Source organism: Paraburkholderia sp. J67 (genome assembly GCF_905220265.1).
Taxonomy (GTDB): Bacteria; Pseudomonadota; Gammaproteobacteria; order Burkholderiales; family Burkholderiaceae; genus Paraburkholderia.
The window spans coordinates 208,210-234,151 of sequence record NZ_CAJMZK010000009.1 but is presented as its reverse complement, the minus strand read 5'-3'; the positions used below and the strand labels follow the sequence as shown (position 1 = coordinate 234,151).

The following is a 25,942-nucleotide window of genomic DNA, read 5'->3' as shown; positions in this document are numbered from 1 at the left end:
GTTCAATGCGTCGTGACGGAATCGAGACCCGTTGCCTGCACGTCGGGCTGCGCGGCGGGCGACGCCATGTAGTCGAGCAGCGCCTTCGCCTCCTTCGGATGCGGCGCATTCACGGGAATGCCAGCCGCGTAACGCGTGACGGACTGGACCGATTCAGGAATCTTGCCGACGAAGCTCGCGCCCTTCACCGGCAACAGTTCGCTCACCTGCTGGAAGCCGATTTCGTAGTCGCCGTTCGCCACGACCGAGGCCACGGGAATGCGCGGAATCATCTTCGCTTTCGGCTTGACCTGATCTTCGATCCCGAGCTTCTTGAATAGCTCGCGTTCGATATAGACACCGCTCGCGCTATCGGAGTAAGCAATCGACTTTGCATGCAGCAGCGTTTGCTTGAGCGCCTCGACCGAACCGATATCGGGCTTCGGCGCGCCGTCGCGCACCACCATGCCGATGCGTGAATCCGCAAGCTCGACCCGGGAGTCCGCTCGTACCTTGCCGTCGTGGATCAGAGCGTCGAGCGCGTAGCCGACCATGATGACGACATCCGCTGCTTCGCCGCGCGCGAGGCGGTTTGGAATGGCTTCGGGCGACTGGCCCATCGACGGCCCGAGCGTGGTGTCGAACGTGTTGCCCGTCGCGGCCGTGAACTTGGGGCCGAGTACCTTGTAGGCCGCCGTGAAGCCGCCCGAGGTCATGACGTGGAGTGCTTCGGCGTGGGCGTTGGCAGCGAGCGTGGTGCTGGCGGCCAGGGTCAGCGCGCACAGTTTGAGCAGAATGGATTTCATGTTCGTGTCGTTGCGTGTGCAAGCAAGCTGGGAAGGGGACGCGCTACAGCATACCGTCTGCGTGACGCCGATGCACCTTCTTCAGGCAGGTGAAGCGGAGCGCCGCGTACTGCTGTTTCGCCGGTACAACGCGAGCGTGGCGGCCAGTCCGCAGACCGCCGCGAAGCTGAGCCAGTAACCCGGCGCGGCTTTATCGCCCGTCGCTTCGATCAGGTAAGTCGAGACCGCCGGCGTAAAGCCGCCGAATAGTGCGGTCGCCAGGCTAAAGGCCAGCGAGAATCCTGCCACGCGGACTTCGATGGGCATGATTTCCGCGAGCGCGGCAACCATTGCGCCGTTGTACATGCCGAAGAAAAACGATAGCCAGAGCAGCACGACGAGCATGCGCCCGAAGCTCGGTGCGGCGCACAACCAATGCAGCGCCGGATACGACGTGCAAATGGCCAGCGCCGAGATCGCGATCAGGATCGGCTTGCGTCCGACACGGTCGGAGATCGCCCCGCCGATCGGCAGCCAGATGAAGTTGGAGATGCCCACGCATACCGTCACGATCAGGCTATCGGCGGTGCTCAGTTTCAGGACGGTCTTGCCGAAGGTCGGCGTGTAGACGGTAATGAGGTAGAACGTGGTCGTTGTCATCGCAACTAGTAGCATGCCTGCAAACACCGTCCGCCAGTTTTGCAGCATCATGCGCCAGACTTCGCGTGCGCCGGGATGGCGCGGCCGGGCCTCGAATTCCGCGGTTTCCTTGAGCGTGCGCCGCAGCAGAAAGAGGATCGGCACGATGGCGCAGCCAACGAAGAAGGGGATGCGCCATCCCCACGCGCCAATCTGCTGCGCCGTCAGCCAGTGATTGAGCAGATAGCCGAGCGCGGCTGCCACGACGATCGCGACCTGCTGGCTGGCCGATTGCCAACTGGTGTAAAAGCCACGGTGCCCGGGCGTTGCCATTTCCGCGAGATAAACCGACACGCCGCCCAGTTCCGCACCCGCCGAGAAACCTTGCAGCAGTCGCCCGATCAGCACCAGCACGGGCGCGAGCAGACCGATGGTTTCATAGGCCGGCACACAGGCGATCAGCACGGTGCCGCTCGCCATGATGGCGAGCGTGACGATCAACCCTTTGCGGCGACCCACCTGGTCGATGTACGCCCCAAGCACTATCGCGCCGAGCGGTCGCATCAGGAAGCCCGCGCCGAACACCGCGAAGGTCAGCATCAGCGAAGCGAACTCGCTGCTCGTCGGAAAGAAAATGCGCGAGATGTAGGTCGCGTAAAAACCGAAGAGGAAGAAGTCGAACTGTTCGAGGAAGTTTCCGCTGGTGACGCGAACGACCGCACCGAGTTTCGACGATTGCGCATGAGTGCCACCTCGCGCGGCAGGCGTTGAGGATTGCATGGGGTGTCTCCGGGGATTTTTTATGGAACAACGAGGTGGCGATTCGACATGCTTCGCGGCTCAATCCGAACCGGTCTGCAAGGTGTTCGCCTGATGCTTTTCGATCGACGACTTGAGCAACGCCGCGCAGCGGAAGATGCCATGCGCGAACTTGCCGTAAGGCAGTGTGGCGAAGAGCGCCATGACCACGCCAAGATGCACGGCGAGTAGCCAGGGCATGGTCGTGGTATCGCGCCAGGTGAGCAGGCTCAGGCCGGTCGCGCTCGTGAGCAGCAAGAGCGCGATGAAGCCGCGATCCATCGGGCGTTGTTTCGGATCGCCATGATTGGGGTTGCGGCGCAGGTTGAGCCAAAGTAGTCCAGCCGGTCCGATCAGCAAGCCGATGCCGCCCGCTGTGCCGAGCAAAACCGGCACGCTCAGGAAGGGGTACGGTGCGTGGAGCTTTAGCACGTAGTCGTAGACCGTCGCAACGGCTGTGGCAGCGAAGCACAGCATGAAGCCGTAGAACGTGAAGTGGTGGAAGCGGCGGCGCGCGAGCGTGAAGGCATCGTTCGATTCGTTGCAGCCGTCGCCGTGGCCGCCGTCCAGATAGGTCAGCGTGAGCGCGTTCTTCGTTGCTTCGGCAACAGCCGGCGCGGTGGCCGCGCCCGGCGATACATCGCGCCAGAACCGTGTGACGCCCACGCCGAGCGCCAGCACCGCGAAGGCGAATACGGCGCCGAACATCGTCGCGAGCAGGTCGTGCGGAAACACGGCGTAGAAGTTGCCAGCGAGCGACTGCGTGAGCAGCGAGCCCTTGAGCGCAATACCCAGCAGCAGAAACAGCGCCAGCCCGATGGCGAGTGCGAGCGCGACGGTCAAGCCGTTGCGCTTGTAGAGCACGCCCATCTTCGAGGGCCATGCGTATTCCGCGTAGGTTTCGGCGCGTACCTGCGCCATCGCCTTCGGCACATTCACCGCGAATTCGTGCGGCGGCGCGTACTGGCATGCGTGATAGCATGCCCCGCAGTTGTGGCACAGATTGGCGAGGTAGTTGACGTCGGCTTTGCCGAATTCCAGGCGCCGCGTCATCGCGGGGAACACTGCACAGTAGCCTTCGCAGTAGCGGCACGCGTTGCAGATCTGCATCTGGCGCGCGACTTCGGCCTCGTTCGCGGTGAGGGGGAGCACGCGGATCACGGTGCTTCCGGGCGCGCTCGTGAACGTGCGGCGCGCGGCAGGCGTAGGCGAAGCGAGATCCTGCGCCTCGCGAGTCAGGGCTTCAAGCTTCTGCACGTTGTGCTCCATGTTGTCGGTTGGCGGCGCGTGCGGCCTGGGTGCCGGCGATGCGTCCGAACGCAGTGCCGATCGACATGCCGACGCCCGCCGTATAGCCTTTACCGAGCACGTTGCCCGCCATCATCTCGCCCGCGACAAAGAGGTTGTCGCTCGGTTGCGCGTTGAAATGCACTTGTGCCTTGTCGTTGACCTTGAGCCCAAGGTAGGTGAACGTGATGCCCGGGCGCAGCGCGTAGCCATAAAACGGCGGTGTATCGATGGGGCGCGCCCAGTGGGTTTTGGCCGGTGAGAGATGCTCGGTATGGCAGTCGTCGAGCGCTGTGTGATCGAAGGTGCCAACCCGACATGCGGCGTTGTATTGCGTGATCGTCTCGACAAACGCGGCTTCCGGCAGCTTCAGCCGTCGCGCCAGTTCCGGTAGCGAATCGGCTTTTTCCCCTGGAAACACGGGCGGCATGAAGCGGCCGATTGCCTTCGAGTCGATGATCGAATAGCCGATCTGTCCCGGCTGATGCGCGACCAGTCGACCCCAGATGGCATAGCGCTTCGGCCAGAAGTCTTCACCTTCGTCGTAAAAGCGCTGAGCGTCGCGATTCACAACGACGCCCAGCGACACGCAGTCGATCCGCGTGCAGATGCCGCCGTCGTAGAGCGGCGCGCGGGCGTCGATGGCAACGCAATGCGATTGCGAAGGATCGCCGATCGCATCTGCGCCCGCGTCGATCATGTGCTTGAGCAGCACGCCCTGATTGAAGCGCGTGCCGCGAATGAGGAAGTTGTCGGCCGGCCATTCACCGCGCTCGTTTTGTCCCCACGCCTCGCGCAGCCATTCGCGGTTCGATTCGAAGCCGCCCGCAGCGAGCACACAGGTGCGCGCCTCGAAGCGTTGGGTGCCGCTGCGCGCGGCGACGAAACGGGAGCCGTCGAGTTCGATCGAATCGACCGGCGTGTCATAGCGAATCTGCACGCCGAGGGCTTCGGCGCTGCGGTAGTAGGCGTTGACGAGCGCTTTGCCGCCGCCCATGAAAAAGGCGTTGGTGCGGGCCACATGGAGCGCGCCGGATAAGGGCGGCTGAAAGCGCACGCCGTGCTTGCGCATCCACGGACGGCAAGTGGACGAGGCACGAATCACGAGCCGCGCGAGCGCTTCGTTCGTGATGCCGCCTGTGACCTTGAGCAGATCCTGCCAGTATTCTTCCTCCGGATAGGCATCGACCAGCACGTCCTGCGGGGCATCGTGCATGCAGCGCAGGTTGCGCGTGTGCTGGGAATTGCCGCCGCGCCATGCGCGTGGTGCCGATTCGAGTAGAAGGACCGAGGCGCCAGCTTCGCGCGCCATCAATGCGGCGCACAGCGCGGCATTGCCTCCACCGATAACGAGAACGTCGACCATCTGGGTTGTCTCCTTTGAGACGAACTCTAGTGATCGAGCGTCGGCGCCGCCATCAGGGAGGCGGCAAGAGGTCTTCAGTTTTTGTGAAGGGTCGCCTCGCGCAACGTCGCGCCAGGCCAGCGGCCAGCCTGTACGATCTCGCGTGCGACATCGGCCAGCACGACACGCGCCGCGAGGCCTGCGGGCGAGAGTTCGTCGTCCGAGACGCTCACGATCAGGTTCGGCCGCGAGGCTTCCTTGTCGCCGATCCGCACGCTCGCGAGCGCTTCGTTTTCCGGTCTCGCGAGCGGTGCGCCTGGCTGGATGGTGGCGCCAAGGCCCGCGCGCACGGCGTCCATCAGCAAGGCAAGACCATCGAGTTCGGCGACGATATTGGGCTGGTAGCCGGTGCGCTTGAACACGGCATCGAGCAGCGAGCGCAAACCATGCGAGCCACTCGGCAGAATCAGCGGCAGGTCGCCGAGCTTCGCGATGCGTGTTTGCGCGCCTTGCGGCATGGCGGGCAGCGTGGGCGCGCCGATCACGAATAGCCGCTCGTCGAGCAAGGGCATGACGCTCCAGCGCTGCGCGGGCGCTTCGTGGAACAGGATCGCCAGGTCGATCTGCCGTGCGCCGAGCATCGGCGCGAGGTAGCCGGACAGGCTTTCCACGATGCGCAGCCGCACGTCGGGATAGCGCTCGCGCATGGCCTTCATGAAGGACAGGCCGAGTACGCCCGCGGTGCTGGGCGCCATCCCCACGCTTACGTGGCCCGAGAGACGGGCCTGGCGTGCGGCGTGGGCCGCATCGTCGACGTGACGCAACGCCAGTTGCGCCTGGCGCCAGAAGGCGAGTCCTGCATCGGTTGGCACCACGCCGCCGGAGGTGCGCTGGAGCAGGCGGGTTGAAAGCTCGCTCTCCAGGCGGCTGATCTGCTGGCTCAAGGCCGACGTCACCACGCCGAGTTCCAGCGCGGCCTTGCCCATGCTCCCGTGCTCCACAACGCTCACGAAATAGCGCAGTTGTCGAAGTTCCATTGAATGTCTCTGCGTTGAAAGTGCCGATGACGGCACGCGCCGGCAATCGTATGAAGACGCGCCTGTGCGAGCGACCGGCGTAAACCACTACGCGCGTGATTCTCCATTGACCCGTCAGGCCGGTTTGACTACGATTAAAGTATTCAAAAAAGAATACTTTCTAAAAGTATGAACCGCTGGTGTCACGGAGCGGGCTGTCCTTTTGATCGACGTGACGTCCAGTGTCTGACAAAAGTTTGGAGACAGGAGACGGAATTGCACAAGAAAATGGCGGGATGCATTATCGGCGCGCTGCTTCCCTGCGCCGCGTACGCGCAGTCGAGCGTGACGCTCTACGGTGTCGCCGATGTCTTTTACGGCTACTTCAAGAACTCGACCACGAGTGCCAGCAGTCTGAATTCGGGCGGCGCGGGCGGCTCGCGTTGGGGGCTGCGCGTGAAGGAGGATCTCGGCGGCGGGTTGTCCGCGATCGCCGTGCTCGAGAGTGGCTACAACATCAACAACGGGACGTCAGGAGAGGGCGGTCGACTGTTTGGCCGCCAGTCGTATGTGGGTGTCGATAGCCCCTACGGATCGTTGATTGCCGGGCGTTTGCAGACCGAAGGCTATACGTGGGGCGTGACCTTCGATCCCATCTTGATGGCCGCGGGGTCAGTGCTGGGTTCGATGACAGGAGAGGAGCCCAGGCCGTGGATCTTCAACCCACTGCTCGACCCCGCGCGCGAGGACAACGCGCTGCAGTACGCGTCGCCCACCTGGCACGGCATCAGCGGCACCTTGGGCTATTCGTTCGGCTCGAATCAAGGTGCCGCAACCAATACGAAGTACGAGATCGGCACGCTCTGGTACACGAACGGCGGGCTGGTCGCCAGCTATGGTCTCGGCCGCAGTCTCACGGTGGCGCCCGGCGCCGACAGCAACACGCTCGAGCAGGCGCTCGGCCTGAAATACAGCTTCAAATGGGTCTCGCTCTACGGCACCTATCAGTGGCGGCGCAATAACCCGGGCTACACCGACAAGGCGTGGCAAGTCGGCTTCAACGTGCCGACCGGGACGGTTGGAGCCCTTGGCGTTGCCTATGGCGGACTGAGCGACGAAAACGAGGCAACGCCGGGCAACTGGAGTCTGCGCTCGTTCGCGCTCAGCTATACGTACTACCTCTCGAAATCGACAACGCTCTATGCCTTCTACAAGAAACTCCTGAACGGCGGCGTGGCGACGCAGTCGATCTATCCGCCCGGCGGTCTGCCACGGCCGACGATGCGCGACGAAAACGTCTCGGCATTGGGCATCGGCATGCAGACGCGTTTTTGAGCGACCTGTGAGCATCGGCGCTGCGTCGGGATTCTCCGACGCAGCCAGCCGCGATGCCATCGTGTGCCGGGCGTCATACAAAAGAAATCCTGCCGCCCGGCAATCCAGATATAATTCCAGATTGTATAAAATTTCGGGATTGACGGGCATCGTGGCAACTGCAGAGCTCAACGGGATCGACCTCCCGTCCCAGATCGCGGCGGAAACCCGCAAACTGATCAATCGCGGCACCCTGGCGCCGGGCCTTCAGTTGCGTCAGTCCGATCTCGCTGATCGTTTCGGCATCAGCCGCGTGCCCGTGCGCGAGGCGCTCAAGCTGCTGGCGGCCGAAGGCATCATCGAGCACGACGCGAATCGTGGCTTCTTCGTCGCGCAACTATCGAGCGACGAAGCGCGTCAGCTTTACCGCATGCGTCATCTGCTGGAAGCGGAACTGCTTGCCACCGTCGTGTGGCCGACCCCGGCGCATCTGAAGCTGCTCGAGGCGATGGTGGAGGAACTCAACCACCTGCTCGCCACGGGCTCGCGCGACGCCTGGATCGAGCGCCACCGCGCATTTCACGACGCCATTTTCGATCTCTCCGAAAACAAGGTCCTCAAGCGCGAGGTGCTCAGGCTCATGCGCCTGACCGATCGTTATCGCTCGTTGGCGACGGATATTACCTCTCAGGGCGCGCACCTCGACGCGCACATCGAAGAGCAGTTGATCAAGGCATTGGCCACGCAGAACCGGCAATTGCTGCTGGACGCCTACGACAAGGGCCGCTCCATCGTCCTGACGGGGCTTATGGCGGTGTTGCAAGCGCGCGGCGTGTGACGGCACTCACGGCACTCTCGGCGCAGCCGCGCTGTTCCTGCACGAGGCGCGAAACCGCGCCTCGTTTCCCGCAATTCCGCAACTTCAGAACCGCACCAGCATCCCCAACGCGATCACCGACTGGATATTGCCCGCCGCCACGGTGTTGCCGATTTCAGCCGCATAAGCGCCATTCGTGCGCTGAAACACGCCAGTCAGATAGATCGAAGTGAGCTTCGAGAGCGCGTGCGTCAACTGCAACGCCGCCTGATTGACGGTCACGTTCTTCAACTCGCTATTGCCGTTGGAGTACGTGTACGCCGCGCCCAGATTCCAGTCGAACGCGAAGTCGTAGCCCACGCCCGTCGCCAGCGCATAGATTCGCGCGCCGGTGTAGGTATTGCGCGCCTGGCTGTACATCGCAGTCAGCTTGAAATCGGCGATGCGGGTGCGTACGCCCGCGATCAGATTGGCGATGCCGCCATGACCATCGTTCACCGGGCTGAAGTTCTGCTCGGTGTAGACGACCGCGGCGCGCGTCTCGTGTGCGTGCCAACTCAAGACCGCGCTCTTGCCGGAGCCGTTCGAGAAGTCGCCCGCCACGCCGCCGAAGCTGTACATCGCGCCCACTGAAAAACCGGCGTATTCGTCCGATACCACCTTGACGGCATTGGACATGCGCTCCCCACCTACACGGTCCCAGTTGATCGCGCCGAGGCCGGTCGGCACACCGTTGGTGATGATGGGCGCGTACGGGCCGCCAGAGATCGCCGCGCCGATCTGCGCCGGTCCTTTGACCCCCAGCAGATCCGCGCCGAAGCTCCCCGTGCGGAAGTTCAGCATGCCGCCCGCGATGCCGGTGGCTGGGTCGATACCGCCTATCAGGAAGTAATCGAAGCTGAAGTCGTTCTGCTGTCCCATGCGGATGCTGCCCAGGCCGGTCTGCCGCAAGCCGACCCACGCGGAGTTCTCGAACAACGCGCCATGCGATTGCGGCGACAGGCTGCCATTGCTCAGTCCGATCATCGAATCGAGGCTGAAGTTGGCGCTGAGGCCGCCGCCAAGATCATCGGCGCCGCGGAAAAAGATCTTGGTGGGAAAGATTGCGGAATCCTGCATCTGGACGAGGCGCGAGCCATTCGAATCGCGGTAGCCGGCTACGCTTTCGTCCAGAAAGCCGCCGATTGTGTACGTTGCTTGCGCACGCGCCGCAGGCACGGTGACAGCGATTACGCTTGACATCATTAGGATGCCTGAAAGTGGATGATGCCTCCACATGCCTTTCCGAAACATGGTGTCTCCTCACTTTGTCTTTCGCTTTATGTCGTGATTGAAGTCGTGTGCCGGTTTTGTCGATGGTTCTTGTCTACGGCACGGCGGTGTGTTGCCATGAATCGGCAACGGGTGATGCATCGGGATCCCAGTTCGAGATCCAGAGCAGATCGGCAACGGGCAAGGTTTCGGCTGAAGCGAACGAGCCGTAGCCGCCATGCGCGTAAAGCAACGGTGGCTGTTCCGCATGAGCGATTTGAACGGCGCTGATGGCGCCGAACAACACCAGATGGGTGCCTGCTTCGATCACGCGGTCGACGCGGCAATCGAAGCTGGCCAGCGCCTGAGCAAGCACGGGCGCGCCGGTATCGAGCGTGATCCAGCGGCCTTCGGCGAACTTGTCCTCGGGCGCGAGCGGACTGGCGAAGCGATTGGCCAGCGCCGTGCCTGCTTTCCCGAGCACGTTGACCGCGAAACGCCCCGCCTCGCGAATCGCGCCGGCCGACGCGCTGCTGCGGTTCACGCAGACCAGCAAGGTGGGCGGCGCCGCACTCACCGAGCAAACGGCGGTGGCGGTCAGCCCACTGCGCTGGCCGTCGCCGGAGCAGGTGGTCACGAGGCAGACGTGCCCGGTGAGGCAGCGCATGGCCGCCTTGAATTGCGTGATGTCGATGGTCATGGTCGGTTCCGGCCTTACGAAATGCTGCAATGTGACGTCATTCCCAACCGAAGATGCCGAGCGTTGTCTCGCCCGCCTTGAGGCGGCGAAGTTGCCCGGCTTCTGCGGCTTCGCGCGCGTGGCCCGCTTCGATAGCACGGGCCGCATCCTGGCGAGCGATACAGACCACGCCGTCTTCGTCGCCGACGATCAGATCGCCCGCGTGCACGGTGACGTTGCCCAGGCGCGTCGGCGCGTTGATCCAGCCGCGCGCGCCAAAGTCTTTGCCCGTGCCCTGGATCGACAGGCCGCGCGCGAAGACCGGGAAGCCGATCTGTTCGAGCAGGCTGCGATCGCGCACGCAGCCGTCGATCACGAGTCCGCCTAGCTGGCGGACCTGGCTAGCGGTCGACATGACCTCGCCCCAGTAGCCATATTCGTAGGCATCGGCCACGCAGACGACGAGCACGTCGCCGGGCTGGGCGGCGTAGATTGCACGATGCAACCAGAGGTTGTCGCCGCCGGGGGCATGGACGGTGACGGCCGGGCCGCAAATCCGGAAGCCGGGCGCAACCGGCTTGATCGCCGCGGGCAGGGCGCCGCGCTTGCCTGCGGCTTCGTGCAGCGTGGCGCTTGGCAGCGCGCGGGCGGCCTCGATCAATTCGACGGCAACACGCTGGATATCGCGTTGTGTCGTCTGCGCGGGATCGAAACGCTGAAGATCGGCACTCATGCGGCCTCTCCCTGCGTACGCGTTTGCAGCTGGTGATATTTGTGCTGGCGGCGTGCCTCGTCCAGCCGCATGCCCGACGCCACCGCCGCGCGGATCGCATTTTCGGCGGCCTCGATTTCTTCCGCAATGGCGAGAATACGTTCTTCGTGCTCCTGAGCAATGGCCACGAGCCCATCGGCGTCGCCGCGCAGCAGATCGCCAGGCGCCACCCGCACATCGCCGATATTGACCGGCACATTCACGCCTTCGACCTGCACGCGATCCTTGCCGGTGCGCATCCAGTGATCGCGCGAATACACCGGGTAGCCGAGCGACAGACACAGATGCACGTCGCGATTGATGCCGTCGATCACCGTTCCGGCGACGCCACGGCGATGCGCGATCTCGGTCATGATGTCGCCCCAGACGGTCGCGTCGGTGCGTCCGCCGTTGTCGAGCACGACCACGGCGCCCGGCGGCACATCGTCGATAAAGTCCCCCACGGTGCCCGGCGGCGTGGCGGCGGGGCCGTAGAGCACCGTGAATGCGCGGCCCGCCATCCTGAACGCGCTATCGCGCGGCTTGATCATGCGGCACTGCCCGTTGATGCCCAGGCGGTCCATGGCGTCGCTGAGCGTTGCCGTATCGAGCCGCGCGGCACGCGCGACGTTCTTGTCTTCCTTGATCGCTTCCATGGTTCAGTCCTTGAGCATGAATTCGTAATTGCCGCCCATCACCTGGCTCATGGGCGTATGCGCCAGCACGGCCTTGGCCATGCGGGCTTCGCGTGCGACGATGGCTTCCGCCGTTTCCAGTACGCGAGCGATGTCCGCCGCGCGGATGAAGATGACGGCACTACGGTCGGCTACGACGTAATCGCCTGGCGCGACGGCCACGCCGAACGCCTCGATCGGCACATTGGTCGCTTTTTCGACGATGCGCCCGCGCGCGGTGCGGGCCGTGAAGGCATTGGCGAAAACCGGAAACTGCATCTCGCGGGCTTCGTCGATGTCGCGAACCGGACCGTCCGCGATCACGCCTGCAATGCCCTTGACCTTCGCGCCGAGCGACAGCAGGCCCCCCCAGCTTCCCGCTTCGATGCCGGTGCGCTGTTCGACGACGATCACGTCGTCCGGCCCGCCGATCTCGATTGCCGTGGTGCCAAGATGGCGCGGCTCGCCTGGTGCGGGTGCGCCGGTGCCGAGCTTGACGGTGATGACGCGACCGGCCACACGCGTGTCGCCCGCGGCTTGCTGAACGCCGCTCACCACGCCGCCCAGTTCCAGTTTGTCGAGCGCATCCGAGACGGCGCAGCAGTCGAGCCGCCGCAGACGCCGGACGATTTCGTTTTCTTGTGTCATAGAATGTGGTCCTCGATCAGAGCGGCTGTTGTGGACGCCAGCACGCGAAGCCCATGGCATTGCCGGTGCCGGCTTCGGTGCGATAGCAGGGGATGTAGTCGACCACTTCCATGTCGAAGCCGAGTTCATCCATGGCGCCTGCAACCGGGATCCAGTTCTTGATCTCCGATGTGCCAGCCTGGAAGATGGCTTCGCCCAGGGCCTCGACGGGTGCGGGATCGTGCGCCTTCATGGCTGCGAGAATTGCGTGGTCCACGCGTTCGTCGATGACGAAGTGCGTGAGACCGCCCGAGGCGATCACCGCGACGCGCCGGTCGCTGTCCCACGACGCGATGGCTCGCCCGAGCGCCCGTCCAAAGTCATAGCAGCGCCCAACGCCCGGCTGGTTCGGGGGATAGAAGGTGTTCACCAGCACCGGGACGGTGGGCACCACGCGGTCCTTCATCAACTGGCGGAACACGAAGCCGAACGCATGCGGCGTTTCCGTTTCCGAGAGCCGCTTGAGCGCGGCCACATCGAACTGCTCGGCAATCGTCGATTCGATGATGTGACGTGCGAGCGCCGGCACGCCGTCATACGTCGCGGCTGGCGGCATGTAGCCCGGCATCGCATGCGCGACGCCCAGCGGCAGCCTGGCGAGTTTTTGCTCGCTGATCATGTTGTTGACGATGGTTTCGCCCCACATGACGCTGAACGCGGGCACGCAGGTATCGTCGAAGATTTCCATCTGATCGTTGCCGACGATCACCACGACATCCGGACGCGCCTCGGCGAGAATCTGCGACATGCGCTCGATCGCGGCGAGACAGGCGGCGTGACGTTTGCTCCACATCACGGGCGTGATTTGTTCATGCAGGTTTTCTGCGCGCCGGTACTCGACGAGTTCGTCGAACTGCCACTGCCGGCCTTCGAAATGGTGCGTGCTGCGCCGGTCGTCGGGCACGCGCGAGCCCCACGTGTGCGGCGGCGTGACGAGCATGGGGCCGTGCGACGTGCCCATGCCCAGGACGATTTTTGCCATTGACAAGCTCCGTTGGGTGGGCCGCTTAGCGATACGCTGCGAGGTCGAGGTTGAACAGATCGCGCGCGTTGCCGAAGAAAATCGCGTCCTTGTCTTCGGGCGACAGCCAGTCGAAGCCCTGAATGAATGGCTTGATATCGTCGAACGTCTTGCCCGTGGCGGGATTCACGACCGAGCCGACACCCGGACATTCCGCGCCGAACAGGCAGCGGTCGGCACCGACCGTCTTGATCAACAGGCGCAGCGATTCTTCGGAATACAGAACGGTGTCGTAATAAAGATTGCGCATACCGGCCAGAAAATCGCGGCCCGCGCGCGCCGCACCCGACTGGAAGCGGCCAATCTGGTAGGGAACGGAGCCGCCGCCGTGCGACACGAGGATCTTCAGCTTCGGAAAGTCCTTGAAGACGTCGGAGTTGACCAGACCGAACACGGCGATGGTTTCTTCGTTGATGAAGTGCACGGTGTACGGCGAGCGGGCCGAATGCGAGCCCGTGGCGTGAATGTGCGCGGGCACGTCCAGTTCGCAGAGCTTTTCGTAGAGGGGATACCAGTAGCGGTCGCCCAGCGGTGGAGCTTCGCTGCCGCTGTTCTCGAACGGATCAGGATTCAGCAGCACGCCCCGAAAACCCAGTTCTTTGACGCAGCGCGTCAGTTCGGGAAGTACGCCTTCGATCGGCTCGCCGGCTACTTGCGGCAGACCGCCAATGCCGATAAATCGTTTGGGCAGCAGCTTGACGGTACGCGCGATGATGTTGTTCGTCTCTTCTGTGAACCAGTGCACGAGCTTGCCCGGCTTCTGGCTGTGCATCATCTGGAAGGGGCGCGGCGAGAGCAGTTGCACGGTGGTGCCGACGCGATCGAGCATGTCGATGTGGCCAGCCGGGCCCATTTCCTTGCGATTGGCGTAGTGAAGGATCTCTTCGTCGCTGACTTCCGGCATCTTGCGGCCGTGTTCGCCGCGATGCGACAGGATATGCGCCTTGTAGACCCACAACTCGGCGGGCGGGCTGACGTGGCCGTGGCAATCAATGATCATCTGATGTCTCCTTGGGAAGGTAGGGCGTGCGGGTCCTTTGCGGGCCTCGCGTGCCAGGTTCGTTAGAGGTCGAGGACCAGCCGGTCGCCCTTGCATCCGGAGCAACAGATGATCATCGTGTTGTTGGCGGCTTTCTCCGGATCGGAGAGGATGGCGTCGCGGTGATCGGGCCGGCCTTCGAGCACGCGGGTCTCGCAGGCGCCGCATACGCCTTCTTCACACGAGTAGGCGACGTCGATACCCGCTTCGCGCAGCACGTTGAGGATGGTTTTTCCGCCTGGTACTACGAACGATTGGCCGCTGCGTCTTAGCTCCACTGTGTAGCCGCCGTCGAGCGCCGCTTCCTGTTTCGCCGTGAAATATTCGACGTGCACCTGCGCGCGCGGCAGCTCGCTCGTGGCGGCTTCGAAGGCCGTGAGCATCGGGCCTGGGCCGCAACAGTAGAAGTGGGTGCCGGGCGGTTGATCGCGGGCGATGGCGGCAATGTCGAGCACGCCGCCGGCTTCGGCGTCGACGTGCAGATGCATGTCCGCGAAACCTTCCAGTTCATCGACGAAGGCGGCGTCGACGCGCTCGCGGCACGAGTAATAGAGCGACATCGACCGGCCGAGCGCTTTCAGGCGGCGCGCCATGCACAGAATCGGCGTAATGCCGATGCCGCCGCCGATCAGGACCGTGTGTCCGGCATCTTCATCGAGTGGGAAGTTATTGCGCGGCGCTTCGATCTGCACGAGATCGCCGGGGCGCAATTGCTCGTGCATGTACTGCGAGCCGCCACGGCTTTTCGCATCGCGCTTGACGCCCACCTGGTAGGAACGGGGATTCGTGCTGCCGTCGAGCAGCGAGTATTGCCGCACGAGGCCGTTGGGCAGATGCACGCCGATATGCGCGCCGGGCGCACCTGAGGGCAGCGGTGCGCCGTCCGGGCGCTCGAAGGCATAGGCCAGGGTATCGCGCGCCAGATAGTGAATCGACGCCAGACGCAGCGTCATCAAATCGTCAGCACGGGCTAGTGGGGCATTCATGGCTGTCTCCATTTCCAGTGGTCCGTTTCGAACCGCTCGACGGCGCCGACCTCTCTAACGTCGGTCATCGCGCGTCATCTCGTTCCCTCCCTCGCTTAAAACCGCTACTGGTTTTCGCTGAGTCGGGTTTGTTGACTCGAAATTCTTTTTTGCATATTATTTCGACTAACACGAAAAAAGTCAAAGACTCCCGGCAAGGGAAATCCCGAGGATCCCTGAACGGGTCCAGTCGGGAGCCAGTCCGGGGTAATCGCGGTTTGGCGGGGGCGAGCCTCGTCGGGGCGCATCCATAGGAGGAGAAAGAATTGATCGCAATCCTGTCTTGTAACGGCGGCACCGTGACCCACGGCGAAGGTCCGGCCACAACGCTGCTGGTTGCGACCTTGCGGGGCATGCAGGTGTTCGAGCGAGCGAGTGCGCACGAAGCGTGGCGCCTGACGCGCACTGCACTGGCGCATCTGCATGTGAGCGCGTTGCTCTATGAACCCGGGTCGAGGTTGTTGTTTGCTGGCGCGCATGGCGCGGGCGGCTTGTGGGTCAGCGAGGATCTCGGTGTGACCTGGACGCCGCGCGGCGAGGGCATCAAGAGCGCGCACATCTACACGCTGGCCGCGCAACAACGTGAGCAAGGGATCGTTCTGTATGCCGGCACCGAGCCGTCCGCGCTGTATCGCAGCGACGACCTTGGCCGCCAATGGACGGAAATCGCCGAGATGATGGGCGTGCCAGGCCAGGACAAATGGACCTTTCCGCCGCCGCCGCACGTCGCGCATGTCAAGAACATCGCCTTTCATCCCGACGAGCCGCAAACGCTTTATGTCTGCATCGAGCAGGGTGCGCTGCTCAAGACGGTCGATGACGGCCGCACGTGGACCGAGCCACGCAGCTACGAATCCGCGCAAGACAAGTTCTATCACGACAATCACCGCGTACTGATCCGCCGCTCGGACCCCGCGCAGCTTTTCATGTGCGGCGGCGAAGGACTGCACTACAGCGCGGACGCGGGCGAAACGTGGACGCATCTCATGACACGCGCCGACGCGATCGGCTATCCCGACGCGATGTTTATCGATCCGCGCGATGAGAACGTGCTGTATCTCGGCGGCCCCGGCAATGCGCCGCGCGAATGGGCCACGCGGCGCAGCGCCGACGCGAAGGTGCTGCGCAGCACCGACTCTGGCGTGACCTGGCAACCCATCCGCAATGGTTTGCCGGACGAGATCGTCGGCAACATCGAAGGCATGGGCCTCTATCACTGGGGCGACAGGATCATGCTGCTCGCCGGCACCGCGACCGGCGAGGTCTATGCGAGCGAGGACGACGGCGCGAACTGGTACGCGGTGGCGACCGGACTGCCGCCGATCTCGAAGGGCGGCCACTATCGCTGGTTCCTCGACGTGGCTGCTCGCGAGAAAGTCGAAGACAAGATGCGCGCAGGCGAATAACGATTTATCCAGATCGATAGGTAGTCCTGTTTAAACAAAGAACTTATGCAGCACGGTTGTTGACGGCGGGGCGTCGTGCCCCGGCCGCTACGTTCCAAAGCGCTCACCAAGGAGACAAACTGTGAGTACATCCCCCGCGACCCCCATCGCTCACGACGAGGCGCTCACGCTGCCTCGTCTCGCCAGTCATGATGAAGCCGTCGCCGTGGCGCGCTCGATGCACGAGCGCATTCGATCGCGCGCCGGGCGCACCGAAGCCGAGCGCATCGTGCCGGCCGAGACCATTGCCGAATTGCGCGAGTCGGGTCTGTTCAACGTCGTGACGCCCAAGCGCTTCGGCGGCTCCGAACTCGGCTTCGCGACCCTTGTGGAAGTGACGGCAGAAATCGCTTCGGCCTGCGGTTCTACTGGCTGGGTCTATGGCGTGCTCGCCGGCCACAGCTGGATGCTCAATCTGTTCCCGCTCGAAGCGCAGCGCGACGTGATGGGCGACGCGCGCACACTCACGGCCACCGTGTTCCGCCTGGGCGGAACCGTGACCGAAGTGGAGGGCGGCTATCGTCTCGTCAACGGTGACGGGCGCTTCTGCTCGGGTATCGATCACGCGCAATGGGTGATCGTCGGCAATGCCGTGCAGCGCGAGAACGCACCGCCGGAGCCGCGCTTTTTCGTGGTGCCGCGCGCGGACATCGAGATCGTCGATGACTGGCATACGGCCGGCATGCGCGGCACCGGCAGCCGATCGATCCGTATCGCCGAAGCGTTCATTCCCGCGCATCGCTCGGTATCGGTAAAGGAAATGATGTCGGGACAGGAACCGGCCGCTGGGTCGGTGAGGGCGCCGATCTACCGCATGCCGTTCCAGAACGTGACGCCTTTCTCCCTGATTGGCGCGCCGTTGGGCATGGCGCGCGCCGCCGTTCGTTCGTTTTCCGAAGGGCTCTCGCCGCGCCTGAAATCGTTCGACAGCGAACAGATGGCCGAGCAGTCCGCGACGATGGCCCGGCTCGCGGTGTCGGTCGCCGAACTCGATGCCGCTTTCGCGCTGGTACGCGAGGACGCGCGACGCGTCGATACGGCGGAGGACCCGAAGGCCATCACGGCGCTCGAATGGGCGCGCGTGCCGCGCGACTGGGCCTACGCGGCCCAGACAGCGCGCAAGGCCGTCAATGGTCTGTTCGAGGCGGCGGGCGGCACGGGGATCTACAACACGTCGGAATTGCAACGGGTCTGGCGCGATACGAACTCCGCGGCGCAGCACTTCGCTTTCACGTGGGATAGCGCCATGACGAACTACGGCCGCGCCGCGCTCGATCTGCCGCCGTCGAAGTTCGGTCCGAAAGGCCGATAAGGACGAACACGGCCATGACGCTTCACGACCTCTACACGGATGCAGCCATGCACGCCGACGACCTCACTTCCATCGACGACTACTCGGCCGCGACCTTGCGCGCGTTGGCCGAACGCATCGCTGCGTCAACGGAAGTCGAACACATGATCTACCGCGAGTCGGAACTCGACGAAGTCTGGCGGCTGCTCGACGCCGACGTGGCCGCGGCCGCACGCAACGGTCTGAACGACGCGCAATTACAGCGCTTGCTGTCGTTGCGCGAACTCGTTATCGAGGCGCACGACCTGGTCGGCAACGACTCTGATACGCGAGGCGCCTGCGAGCGGCTGGCGCGGGCCATCGCCCTGGTTTGACCGCGCGCGTCGACACGCATCGACGGCGTTCCCCACATCCCCAATTGAATGCAGGCAGGAGACAAACATGCTTTCTCGCGAAGACAACACCCTTCTCACGCAGGTTAGTCGCGGCACGCCGACCGGCGATCTGATCCGTCGCTTCTGGATTCCGGCGCTGCTGGCCTCGGAGATTAGCGAGCCGGGCGGCAAGCCGGTGCGGCTGCGCCTGCTTGGCGAAGATCTCGTCGCGTTCCGCGACACAGACGGCAAGGTTGGACTGCTCGACGAGCAATGCCCGCATCGGCGCGCCTCGCTCGCACTCGGCGACAACTCGGAAGGCGGCCTGCGCTGCCTCTATCACGGCTGGAAGTTCGCCACGGATGGCACTTGCCTGGATACCCCCACTGAGCCTGCGGGTTCGGCATTCTGCTCGCGCATTCGCGCGCTCGCTTACCCGACGCGTGAAGTCGCAGGCGTAATCTGGACGTACATGGGCGACGCGGCGCACGTTCCGGCATTCCCGGAATTCGAATTCCTTGCGTATCCGGCGGAAAACGTCGTGCCGTTCAAGGTGCTCGAAGACTGCAACTACGCTCAGGCGGTGGAAGGCACCATCGACTCGGCGCATGCGGGCGTGCTGCACCGCGAACAGCCGTGGAGCGCGCCGGCGAAGTACGACCACGAGCGTGACCTTCAACCGAAGATCGAAGTCGAGTACACCAAATACGGGCTGCGCTATGCGGGCGTGCGCAATTTCCGCGAGGAGGGCAAGCTGCACGCGCGCGTGACCGAGGTCGTGTTGCCGTTCTTCACCTTGATCCCGCCCGATGGATTCGGTGTCCGAAAGAATCGCCGCATGGCGAATGCCTTCGTGCCGCGCGACGACGAATCGACGTGGCACATCCAGTGGTTCTTCGACGAGACGCAGCCAGTCGATGTGGCTTACCGCATCGAGGAAGGCGGGCATTGGGTCGATGAAAACTTCCGCAAAAAGCTCAACATCGACAACTGGTACGAACAGGACCGCGAAGCCATGAAGACCGCATCGATGTCGGGCATCAAGGGCATTCTCACGCAGGACCATGCGGTGAGCGAAACGCAGGGTCGCATTCTCGACCGCACGAAGGAGCATCTTGGCACCTCGGATGTGGCGGTCGTCGCGTGGCGCAGGCAAATGATCCGCACCGCGCGGGCGCTGGCCGAGCGCAACGAGGTCCCACTCGTGCTGAGCGCGCCGATCCCGTGGCAGCAGATTCGCGCGGCAACCGTGATTTTCTCCAACGAGCGGACGTGGAAGCAGGAAGTGCCGCTCAATCCCGATGTGGCCTTGACGGCCTGAGGCGGCGATGGTCGTCGATAGCCATGCGCACGTCTCGCCGTGCTGGTACGAGCCGGTCGAGACGTTGCTGCATCACATGGACCGGCACGGTGTCGAAACCGCCGTGCTGACGCAGCTGATCGGGCAGGCCGACAACAGCTATCAGCAAGCGTGTGTCGAGCGTTACGGCGCGCGATTCGTGAGCGTGGTGTGGGTCGATGCGCAAGCGCCGGACGTTGGCGCAATGGTCGAGCTCCTGGCGCACGCGGGCGCGGCGGGCGTGCGCTTGCGTCCCGGCTCCTGCCTGCCCGATGGCACCTTGCCCGAGGTCTGGCGTGCCGTGCAGTCCTGCGGGTTGCCGGTGAGTTGCGTGGGCTCGGCAGAAACATTCGCCGCACCCGCGTTCGCCGGATTGCTCGCGGCTCTGCCGGATGTTCCGGTCGTGCTGGAGCATCTCGGCGGCACGAGCGCACCTGTCGAGACCGACGCAGCGCTGGCGCTGCGTCAGGAAGTTTTCCGGCTCGCGCGTTTTCCGAACGTCATGGTGAAGCTGCCGGGCCTGGGCGAACTCATGCCGCGCGCGGCGACCGCGCTGCGCGACGGCGAGGCGTTCGGCGGCCAGAGCCATCCGCTGGTGGCGCAAGCACTGGCGGCGTTCGGGGCACACCGGGTGATGTGGGGCAGCGACTTTCCGGTGGTGAGCGCGCGCGAGGGCTATGGCAACGCGCTGAAGTTGGCCCGGGCGAGTCTCGCGGGACAGCCTGCAAATGTGCAGGACGCCGTTTTCTGTCGCAACGCGCTGCGGGTATTTGGTGCGCGTTGACGTCGGTACAGATCATTCAGGAACGGAGACAAACGATGACAAAGAAAGTTTGGGCGGCGGTCAAGACTGCCGCGGAGACCACGGAACTGCGCCAGTTCGATTATCCCGAACTGAAACCGGATACCGGCATTCTGCGCGTGGAAGCGAGCGGGGTGGGCGGCAGCGATCCGGAGGTGTACCGCAAGCCGGATCACGCACCCGTGATCATGGGCCATGAAAACGTGGGGACGCTGGAAGCCGTCGGATCGATCGCGGCGCGGCGCTGGGGGGTGAAGGCGGGCGACCGCGTGGCGCTGCATGAATATCTGCCTTGCTGGCACTGCGAATGGTGCATGAAAGGCGACTTCCGCCTGTGCATGGAAGTCGACTTCTTCAACGTCAAGGACCGGCTGAACACACTGCGCTTCGGTATGTCCACGTGCGAGATCGCGCCTCATCTGTGGGGTGGCTACGCGCAATACATGCATCTACCGCTGAACACGGTCATGCACAGGATTCCTGACGACATGCCCGCGAATCACGCAACGCTGGCCGTGCCGTTCGGCAATGGCGTGCAGTGGGCCTGCAACGATGGCGGTGCGGGTCCGGGCAAGACCGTGCTGGTGTTCGGCCCCGGCCAGCAAGGGCTAGGGTGCGTGCTTGCGGCCAAGGCGGCAGGCTCGTACACGGTCATCCTCGCTGGCATGACGCGCGACCGCAGCCGCCTCGACCTTTCCTTGCGCATGGGCGCCGATCACGCCATCGACGTGCAGGATCAGAACCTCGAAACCGAGGTCATGCGCATCACTCAGGGTCGCGGCGTCGATGTAGTGGTCGATACCACGGGTGACCCCGACGGGACGGTCGCTGCGCAGGCGATCGCGCTCGCAGCCAAGGGGGCGTATCTGAGTCTCAATGGTTTGCAGCAGCAAGTGCCCATCGGCGAGATCAAGAAGCGCTACCTGACCGTGCGCGCGCCGCGCGGCCGCAGCTACGGCGCCGTCGAGCTTGCCCTGCGTTACATCGCTTCGGGCCGGTATCCGCTCGATGAAGTGTGCTCGCACACCTTCGGTCTCGCGCAGACGCACGAGGCCATTCTGGCCACGGCTGGACGCGGTGTCGAAGGCGCGGTTCATGTCTGCGTGGACCCGTGGCGGTAAGCCGCCAGACATCGCATCGACAACCGCATAGACAACACATAGGATTGCAAATGATTGACAGTCACGCCCACCTGATTGCTTCTGACCCGGCGCGTTATCCGCCATCGCCTTTGAGCGGCACGCTCGAAGATGGCGCGCTCGATAATCCGGTCACCGCCGAGCGCCTGATTGCGTTGCTCGACGCTCAGGGGATAGAACGTGCACTCGCCGTGCAACGCGCCCATATCTACGGTTTCCACAACGACTACGTCTGTGATGCCGCCGCCGCTTACCCCGATCGTCTGCGCGCGCTGTGCATGGTCGACGCGCTTGCGCACGACATCCGCGAAACGGTGCGCTATTGGTTGCGCGAACGCGGCTCCGTGGGCATCCGGCTGACCGAGCCGCACAAGGGCGCGGATACGAGCTGGTTCGCGTCGAAAGCGGCCTTGCGCGCATGGGAGACAGTCGCCGAACTGGGCGGCTCCGTGCGCCTGCATTTTTATCGCTGGAATCGCGAGGCCGCGTTGCAAGCGCTGCTGCCGGTGCTCAAGTCGTTCCCGGATACACCTGTCGTGCTTGACCATTTCTCGAATATCGCGGGCGAGTCGGGCGCGCCGCACTACGGCGTGGACGAGGCGTTGCTCGCGCTCGACGACGAGCCGAATGTCTATCTGCTGTACTCGATGATCAATCTCGGCAAGCTGGCTTCGCTGGACCTTCCGGCGGCGCCCGTGGTCGAGCGGGTGGTGCGGGCGTTTGGCGCGCAGCGGGTCATGTGGGGCTCCGACGTCGCCCAGTCGAAGGGGAACTACGCCGATATGGTCTCGCTGGCCAGGGCCTCGGTGGCGTCGTTATCGGCGGCGGAGCAGCAACACGTGCTGCACGACACGGCGAGCGCCGTGTACTGGGAGCGCTGACATGCTGCGCGGCGCACGCGTCGACGGCGAGGCGGCGGACTGGGTTGCGGCGGTCGAGGTGGCGATCTTGCCCGATCGCCGCACGCCCGACCTGCCGTCGCAGATTGCAGCGGGCATCCGCGAGATGATCAACGACGGCCTGATCGCACCCGGTGCGCCGCTGCCCCAGCTTCAACTGGCCGAGCGCTTCAACGTGAGCCGTGCGCCGGTGCGCGAAGCCTTGAAACTGCTCGTGGCCGAAGCCGCCGTAGAGCATGACCCGAATCGCGGCTTCCAGGTCGCGCTACTGTCGAGCGTCGAAGCGCGGCAGATCTACCAGATACGCCGTCTTCTCGAAGCCGAGTTACTACTCACGGTGCGTTGGCCGACGCATGCGGAGCTGACCGTGCTGCGGGACGATCTCGGCATCCTCGATTCGGGCCTGGCCGTGGCGGCGCGAGCCGACTGGTTGCGCGCGCATTGCCGCTTTCACACCTTCGTATTCGGGCTATCGCCGCAACGCGTGATCGCGCGGGAAGCGATGCGCCTGATGCGCCAAACCGATCGCTACCGGGCACTCGCACCCGCATCGTCATGGGGCGCGGGCTTCCCGGCCACACCTGAGCATCACATCGTCGAGGCCCTCGCAGCGCAGGATCGCGAGGCCTTGCTGGCCCACTTCCATACGGATCGGCGCGAGGTCGAGCGGCATCTGCTGGCCTCGCTCGAAGCGCGCGGCCTCTGAGCACCATCGAGTTGCGGGTATACCCCCCGGCATGAGTTCTTGTGTCGTGCTTTGACTCCGCATAACATGATGAATACTAAATTGAATACTATTTGACGGATTCGAGCATTGCCCGGTCATCGAGCTGGGCCCCAGATACGCCGGCCAGTTGGCCGCATCAATCGAACAGGAGACAAACGATGTTCCTTCGGAATTGCTGGTACATGGTGGGGTGGGCGGCGGACTTTTCCGCCGACGCGATTGTGCCGTTCACCGTGATGGACGAGCCGCTCGCGATCTACCGCAAGTCGGACGGCACGCTGGCCGCGCTGGAAGACCGCTGCCCGCATCGCCTCGTGCCGCTGACGGTCGGCCGCAAAGAGGGCGACGAACTGCGCTGCATGTACCACGGCCTGAAATTTGCCGCCGATGGCCGTTGTACCGAGATTCCCGGCCAGGAGCGGATCTCGGCCAAGGTCTGCGTGCGTGCCTATCCGATCGAGGAGCGCCATGGCGCTGCATGGGTCTGGATGGGCGACCCGCAAAAGGCCGATGCCGCGCTGATCCCGCCGATCATCGGACCCGACAACGCGGATTGGGCGATGGTCTGCGCGAGTTTCGACATCGACGCCAACGCCGAACTCATCGCGGACAATCTGCTGGATCTCTCGCACGCCCCCTTCGTGCACGAATCGACCTTCGGCGGCAGCGACATGAAATCGCTCAAGCTCATGAAGGAAGGCGAAACGAAACGCGGCATGGCGGTGCTCGAACGCGGCGTGCAGGCGGACCGCTGGCACGCAGGCCGCCAGGCCAACCCGTACTTTGGCGCCGTGCCTTCCGACGACCGCGTGGTCAGCACCTTCCTCGTGCCGGGCGTGTTTATTCTCACGATTCACTCGTACGCCCCCGGCATCCAGACGCGCCTCGTCGATGGCGACGCCACGGAAGCGCCGATCTTCGCGCGTTGCACGAACCAGATGATCACGCCGGTCAGCGCGACGAAGTCGAAGTTTTTCTACAACTTCGGCCCGTGGGCAAATGCGGCCGACCTCAAGGCGCATTGCTTCGGCATCGCCGATGCGGCGTTCCAGGAGGACAAGGCGATCATCGAAGCGCAGCAGGATCTGATCGACCGCTCGCCTGGCAGCAAGATGATCATGCTCGCCATGGATGCGCCGGTGCTTCGCTACAACGAAATCTACAACCACCTGCGTTCGGCCGAGCAACCGGTCGCCGAAACCGCGTGAGTGTACCTGGCCATTCGTAGCGAGAGAGTCGATGCAAAACAATGAACTGACGGTGACGTGGTCCTCGCCCCGCTGGGATCTGGAAGCCGATATGGTGGTCGTGGGCTATGGCGGCGCGGGCGCGACCTTCGCCCTGAGCGCGGCCGAGCAGGGCGCCGACGTGCTGGTGCTCGAAAAGGGCGAGCGTGGCGGCGGCAACTCCGTGTGCGTCGCGGGCGGTCTGATCATGACGTCGAACGACGAGCAGGCCACGTTCGATTACATGAACTGGCTGTGCGCCGGGCAAACCGAAGAGAGCGTATTGCGGCACTTCGTGGCTGGCCTGAAAGCGATTCCCGCGTTTCAGCACAAGCTTGGATTGCCGTTGAAGGACAACCCGAAGCCCTTTAGCGCGCCGGGATTCTTCCCCGAGTTTCCCGGTGCGCCGGGAAGCGAAAGCGTGCAGGGCATGAGCGTGGTGTCGGCGCCAGGCGGCGCAGGCCTGTACAACGCGATCGCGGCCGTTGCCGAGCAGCATGGCGCACGCGTGCGCTGCAACACCACCGTGAAGCGCCTCGTGCAGCATCCGGTGACGCGGGAGATTCTCGGTGTCGAGGCGCGCACGGCGGACGGTGAAACGTTGGCCATCAAGGCGCGCAAGGCAACCGTGCTAGCGAGCGGTGGCTTCGAAGCGGATGATGCGATGTGCCGGCAATTCATCACGCCATGCCCGATCTATTTCCTCGGCAGTCCGAATCTCACCGGCGACGGCATTCGCATGGCTCAGGCCGTGGGTGCGCAGCTTTGGCACATGAACGCGGTGGCAGGCCCGTTGAGCTGGGGCATCAAGTCGAAGCGCGGCCATGTGTACGTCACCTACGACCTGAACCGCATCGCCGGGTTTGGCTACAACTCGGGGGCGTTCAAGGATGGCGGCAGCCTGCTCTGGGTGGATCGCAACGCCCGGCGCTTTCATAACGAAACGACCGACACGGCAGAAGTGCGCCACGGCCTCGCCAACCGCGACACGTGGCTGGCCACGACGGCGGACGTGCCGGAATTCAGTCACGTGCCGGTGTTCCAGATCTTCGACGAGAAGGTCAGGGCAGGCGGCGCGGCGATGACGACGCTGAATTCCCGAACCCCTGCCTGGAGCGCGGACAACCTCGCGGAACTGGAGGAAGGGTCGATTGTGCGCGCGGAAACGCTGGAGGAACTCGCGCTCAAGTGCTGCTGGCCCGATATTCCGGGCGTGGCGCGCGCGGGACATCTCGACGCGGAAGTGCTCAAGGACACCATCGTGCGCTACAACGCGCAATGCGCGCAAGGCGAGGACCTGGACCATGGGCGCAGTACGTTTCTCGTGCCGCTCGACAAGGGGCCGTACTACGCCATCGGCCCGATGTTCCCGACGTATCTCAACACGCACGGCGGTCCGAAGCACGACGCGCATCAGCGCGTGCTGGACCACGAAGACCGGCCGATTCCGCGCCTCTATGCGATTGGCGAATGCGGCTCGCTTTGGGGTCCTTACTACAACTCGATGGGCGATATTGCCGAGTTCATCGTATCTGGCACGACTGCGGCGCACGCGGCGCTCGAAGAGCGAGAGTGGGACCGCTAGGCATCCCC

Annotated in this window: 25 protein-coding genes; 12 read left to right on the top strand and 13 right to left on the bottom strand. The window is 64.0% G+C overall.

Annotation, left to right across the window (positions count from 1 at the left end):
• Nucleotides 1-2 precede the first annotated feature (2 nt).
• From U5782_RS19090 to U5782_RS19070, 5 genes are all read right to left on the bottom strand, one after another.
• Nucleotides 3-785, bottom strand: coding sequence for a substrate-binding domain-containing protein (locus tag U5782_RS19090; RefSeq protein ID WP_322045421.1), 783 nt, complete (start codon nucleotides 783-785; stop codon nucleotides 3-5).
• Between the two features lie 81 nt (nucleotides 786-866).
• Nucleotides 867-2,183, bottom strand: a complete 1,317-nt coding sequence (locus U5782_RS19085; RefSeq protein WP_322045420.1) for an MFS transporter — start codon at nucleotides 2,181-2,183, stop codon at nucleotides 867-869.
• 60 nt (nucleotides 2,184-2,243) lie between these two features.
• Nucleotides 2,244-3,458, bottom strand: a complete 1,215-nt coding sequence (gene tcuB / locus U5782_RS19080) for a tricarballylate utilization 4Fe-4S protein TcuB (RefSeq protein ID WP_322045419.1) — start codon at nucleotides 3,456-3,458, stop codon at nucleotides 2,244-2,246.
• On the bottom strand, nucleotides 3,445-4,854 hold the full coding sequence (tcuA, locus tag U5782_RS19075) for an FAD-dependent tricarballylate dehydrogenase TcuA (RefSeq protein WP_322045418.1): 1,410 nt from the start codon (nucleotides 4,852-4,854) through the stop codon (nucleotides 3,445-3,447). Before tcuA ends, tcuB begins: the two co-directional genes overlap by 14 nt.
• Nucleotides 4,855-4,928: 74 nt before the next feature.
• A complete protein-coding gene (locus tag U5782_RS19070; protein WP_322045417.1) occupies nucleotides 4,929-5,870 on the bottom strand; it encodes a LysR substrate-binding domain-containing protein in 942 nt (313 codons plus the stop codon).
• Nucleotides 5,871-6,125: 255 nt separating this feature from the next.
• Here U5782_RS19070 and U5782_RS19065 point away from each other — a divergent pair, with 255 nt between their 5' ends.
• Both U5782_RS19065 and U5782_RS19060 read left to right on the top strand, forming a co-directional pair.
• Nucleotides 6,126-7,184 carry a porin gene (locus U5782_RS19065; RefSeq protein WP_322045416.1) on the top strand — a complete coding sequence of 353 codons (1,059 nt, stop codon included), beginning with the start codon at nucleotides 6,126-6,128 and terminating at the stop codon, nucleotides 7,182-7,184.
• A gap of 151 nt (nucleotides 7,185-7,335) precedes the next feature.
• The gene (locus tag U5782_RS19060) at nucleotides 7,336-8,001 is read left to right on the top strand and encodes a GntR family transcriptional regulator (RefSeq protein ID WP_322045474.1); all 666 of its coding nucleotides are present in this window, start codon (nucleotides 7,336-7,338) and stop codon (nucleotides 7,999-8,001) included.
• A gap of 84 nt (nucleotides 8,002-8,085) precedes the next feature.
• On the opposite strand, the gene U5782_RS19055 is transcribed toward U5782_RS19060, so the two are convergent.
• The 8 genes from U5782_RS19055 to U5782_RS19020 all read right to left on the bottom strand — a co-directional run bounded on the left by U5782_RS19055 (nucleotide 8,086) and on the right by U5782_RS19020 (nucleotide 15,068).
• Nucleotides 8,086-9,225, bottom strand: a complete 1,140-nt coding sequence (locus U5782_RS19055) for a porin (RefSeq protein WP_322045415.1) — start codon at nucleotides 9,223-9,225, stop codon at nucleotides 8,086-8,088.
• Between the two features lie 121 nt (nucleotides 9,226-9,346).
• Entirely contained in the window at nucleotides 9,347-9,931 is a 585-nt protein-coding gene (locus U5782_RS19050; RefSeq protein WP_322045414.1) for a flavin reductase family protein, read from the bottom strand.
• 37 nt (nucleotides 9,932-9,968) lie between these two features.
• Complete coding sequence (locus U5782_RS19045; RefSeq protein ID WP_322045413.1) at nucleotides 9,969-10,643, bottom strand: 4-carboxy-4-hydroxy-2-oxoadipate aldolase/oxaloacetate decarboxylase; 675 nt, start codon at nucleotides 10,641-10,643, stop codon at nucleotides 9,969-9,971.
• Entirely contained in the window at nucleotides 10,640-11,317 is a 678-nt protein-coding gene (locus tag U5782_RS19040) for an RraA family protein (RefSeq protein ID WP_322045412.1), read from the bottom strand. The genes U5782_RS19045 and U5782_RS19040 overlap by 4 nt, the downstream gene beginning before the upstream one ends.
• Before the next feature lie 3 nt (nucleotides 11,318-11,320).
• On the bottom strand, nucleotides 11,321-11,983 hold the full coding sequence (locus U5782_RS19035; RefSeq protein ID WP_322045411.1) for an RraA family protein: 663 nt from the start codon (nucleotides 11,981-11,983) through the stop codon (nucleotides 11,321-11,323).
• A gap of 16 nt (nucleotides 11,984-11,999) precedes the next feature.
• On the bottom strand, nucleotides 12,000-13,004 hold the full coding sequence (locus U5782_RS19030; RefSeq protein ID WP_322045410.1) for a protocatechuate 3,4-dioxygenase: 1,005 nt from the start codon (nucleotides 13,002-13,004) through the stop codon (nucleotides 12,000-12,002).
• 25 nt (nucleotides 13,005-13,029) lie between these two features.
• Nucleotides 13,030-14,043 carry an amidohydrolase family protein gene (locus tag U5782_RS19025; protein ID WP_322045409.1) on the bottom strand — a complete coding sequence of 338 codons (1,014 nt, stop codon included), beginning with the start codon at nucleotides 14,041-14,043 and terminating at the stop codon, nucleotides 13,030-13,032.
• Between the two features lie 62 nt (nucleotides 14,044-14,105).
• Nucleotides 14,106-15,068, bottom strand: a complete 963-nt coding sequence (locus U5782_RS19020; protein ID WP_322045408.1) for a PDR/VanB family oxidoreductase — start codon at nucleotides 15,066-15,068, stop codon at nucleotides 14,106-14,108.
• Nucleotides 15,069-15,373: 305 nt separating this feature from the next.
• Here U5782_RS19020 and U5782_RS19015 point away from each other — a divergent pair, with 305 nt between their 5' ends.
• The 10 genes from U5782_RS19015 (at nucleotide 15,374) to U5782_RS18970 (ending at nucleotide 25,934) form a co-directional block, all read left to right on the top strand.
• On the top strand, nucleotides 15,374-16,513 hold the full coding sequence (locus U5782_RS19015) for a glycosyl hydrolase (protein WP_322045407.1): 1,140 nt from the start codon (nucleotides 15,374-15,376) through the stop codon (nucleotides 16,511-16,513).
• A 121-nt stretch (nucleotides 16,514-16,634) separates the two neighbouring features.
• Entirely contained in the window at nucleotides 16,635-17,864 is a 1,230-nt protein-coding gene (locus U5782_RS19010; RefSeq protein WP_322045406.1) for an acyl-CoA dehydrogenase family protein, read from the top strand.
• Nucleotides 17,865-17,878: 14 nt separating this feature from the next.
• A complete protein-coding gene (locus tag U5782_RS19005; protein ID WP_322045405.1) occupies nucleotides 17,879-18,217 on the top strand; it encodes a hypothetical protein in 339 nt (112 codons plus the stop codon).
• 67 nt (nucleotides 18,218-18,284) lie between these two features.
• Nucleotides 18,285-19,538 carry a Rieske 2Fe-2S domain-containing protein gene (locus tag U5782_RS19000; RefSeq protein WP_322045404.1) on the top strand — a complete coding sequence of 418 codons (1,254 nt, stop codon included), beginning with the start codon at nucleotides 18,285-18,287 and terminating at the stop codon, nucleotides 19,536-19,538.
• Between the two features lie 7 nt (nucleotides 19,539-19,545).
• A complete protein-coding gene (locus tag U5782_RS18995) occupies nucleotides 19,546-20,340 on the top strand; it encodes an amidohydrolase family protein (RefSeq protein ID WP_322045403.1) in 795 nt (264 codons plus the stop codon).
• Between the two features lie 35 nt (nucleotides 20,341-20,375).
• Entirely contained in the window at nucleotides 20,376-21,479 is a 1,104-nt protein-coding gene (locus tag U5782_RS18990; RefSeq protein WP_322045402.1) for a medium chain dehydrogenase/reductase family protein, read from the top strand.
• 50 nt (nucleotides 21,480-21,529) lie between these two features.
• Nucleotides 21,530-22,378, top strand: coding sequence for an amidohydrolase family protein (locus U5782_RS18985; protein WP_322045401.1), 849 nt, complete (start codon nucleotides 21,530-21,532; stop codon nucleotides 22,376-22,378).
• A gap of 1 nt (nucleotide 22,379) precedes the next feature.
• The gene (locus U5782_RS18980) at nucleotides 22,380-23,102 is read left to right on the top strand and encodes a GntR family transcriptional regulator (protein ID WP_322045400.1); all 723 of its coding nucleotides are present in this window, start codon (nucleotides 22,380-22,382) and stop codon (nucleotides 23,100-23,102) included.
• 179 nt (nucleotides 23,103-23,281) lie between these two features.
• Nucleotides 23,282-24,331 (top strand): aromatic ring-hydroxylating dioxygenase subunit alpha, encoded by a 1,050-nt coding sequence (locus U5782_RS18975; RefSeq protein ID WP_322045399.1) that lies wholly within the window; start codon nucleotides 23,282-23,284, stop codon nucleotides 24,329-24,331.
• Nucleotides 24,332-24,362: 31 nt separating this feature from the next.
• Complete coding sequence (locus U5782_RS18970) at nucleotides 24,363-25,934, top strand: FAD-dependent oxidoreductase (protein WP_322045398.1); 1,572 nt, start codon at nucleotides 24,363-24,365, stop codon at nucleotides 25,932-25,934.
• The last annotated feature ends 8 nt before the right edge of the window (nucleotides 25,935-25,942 follow it).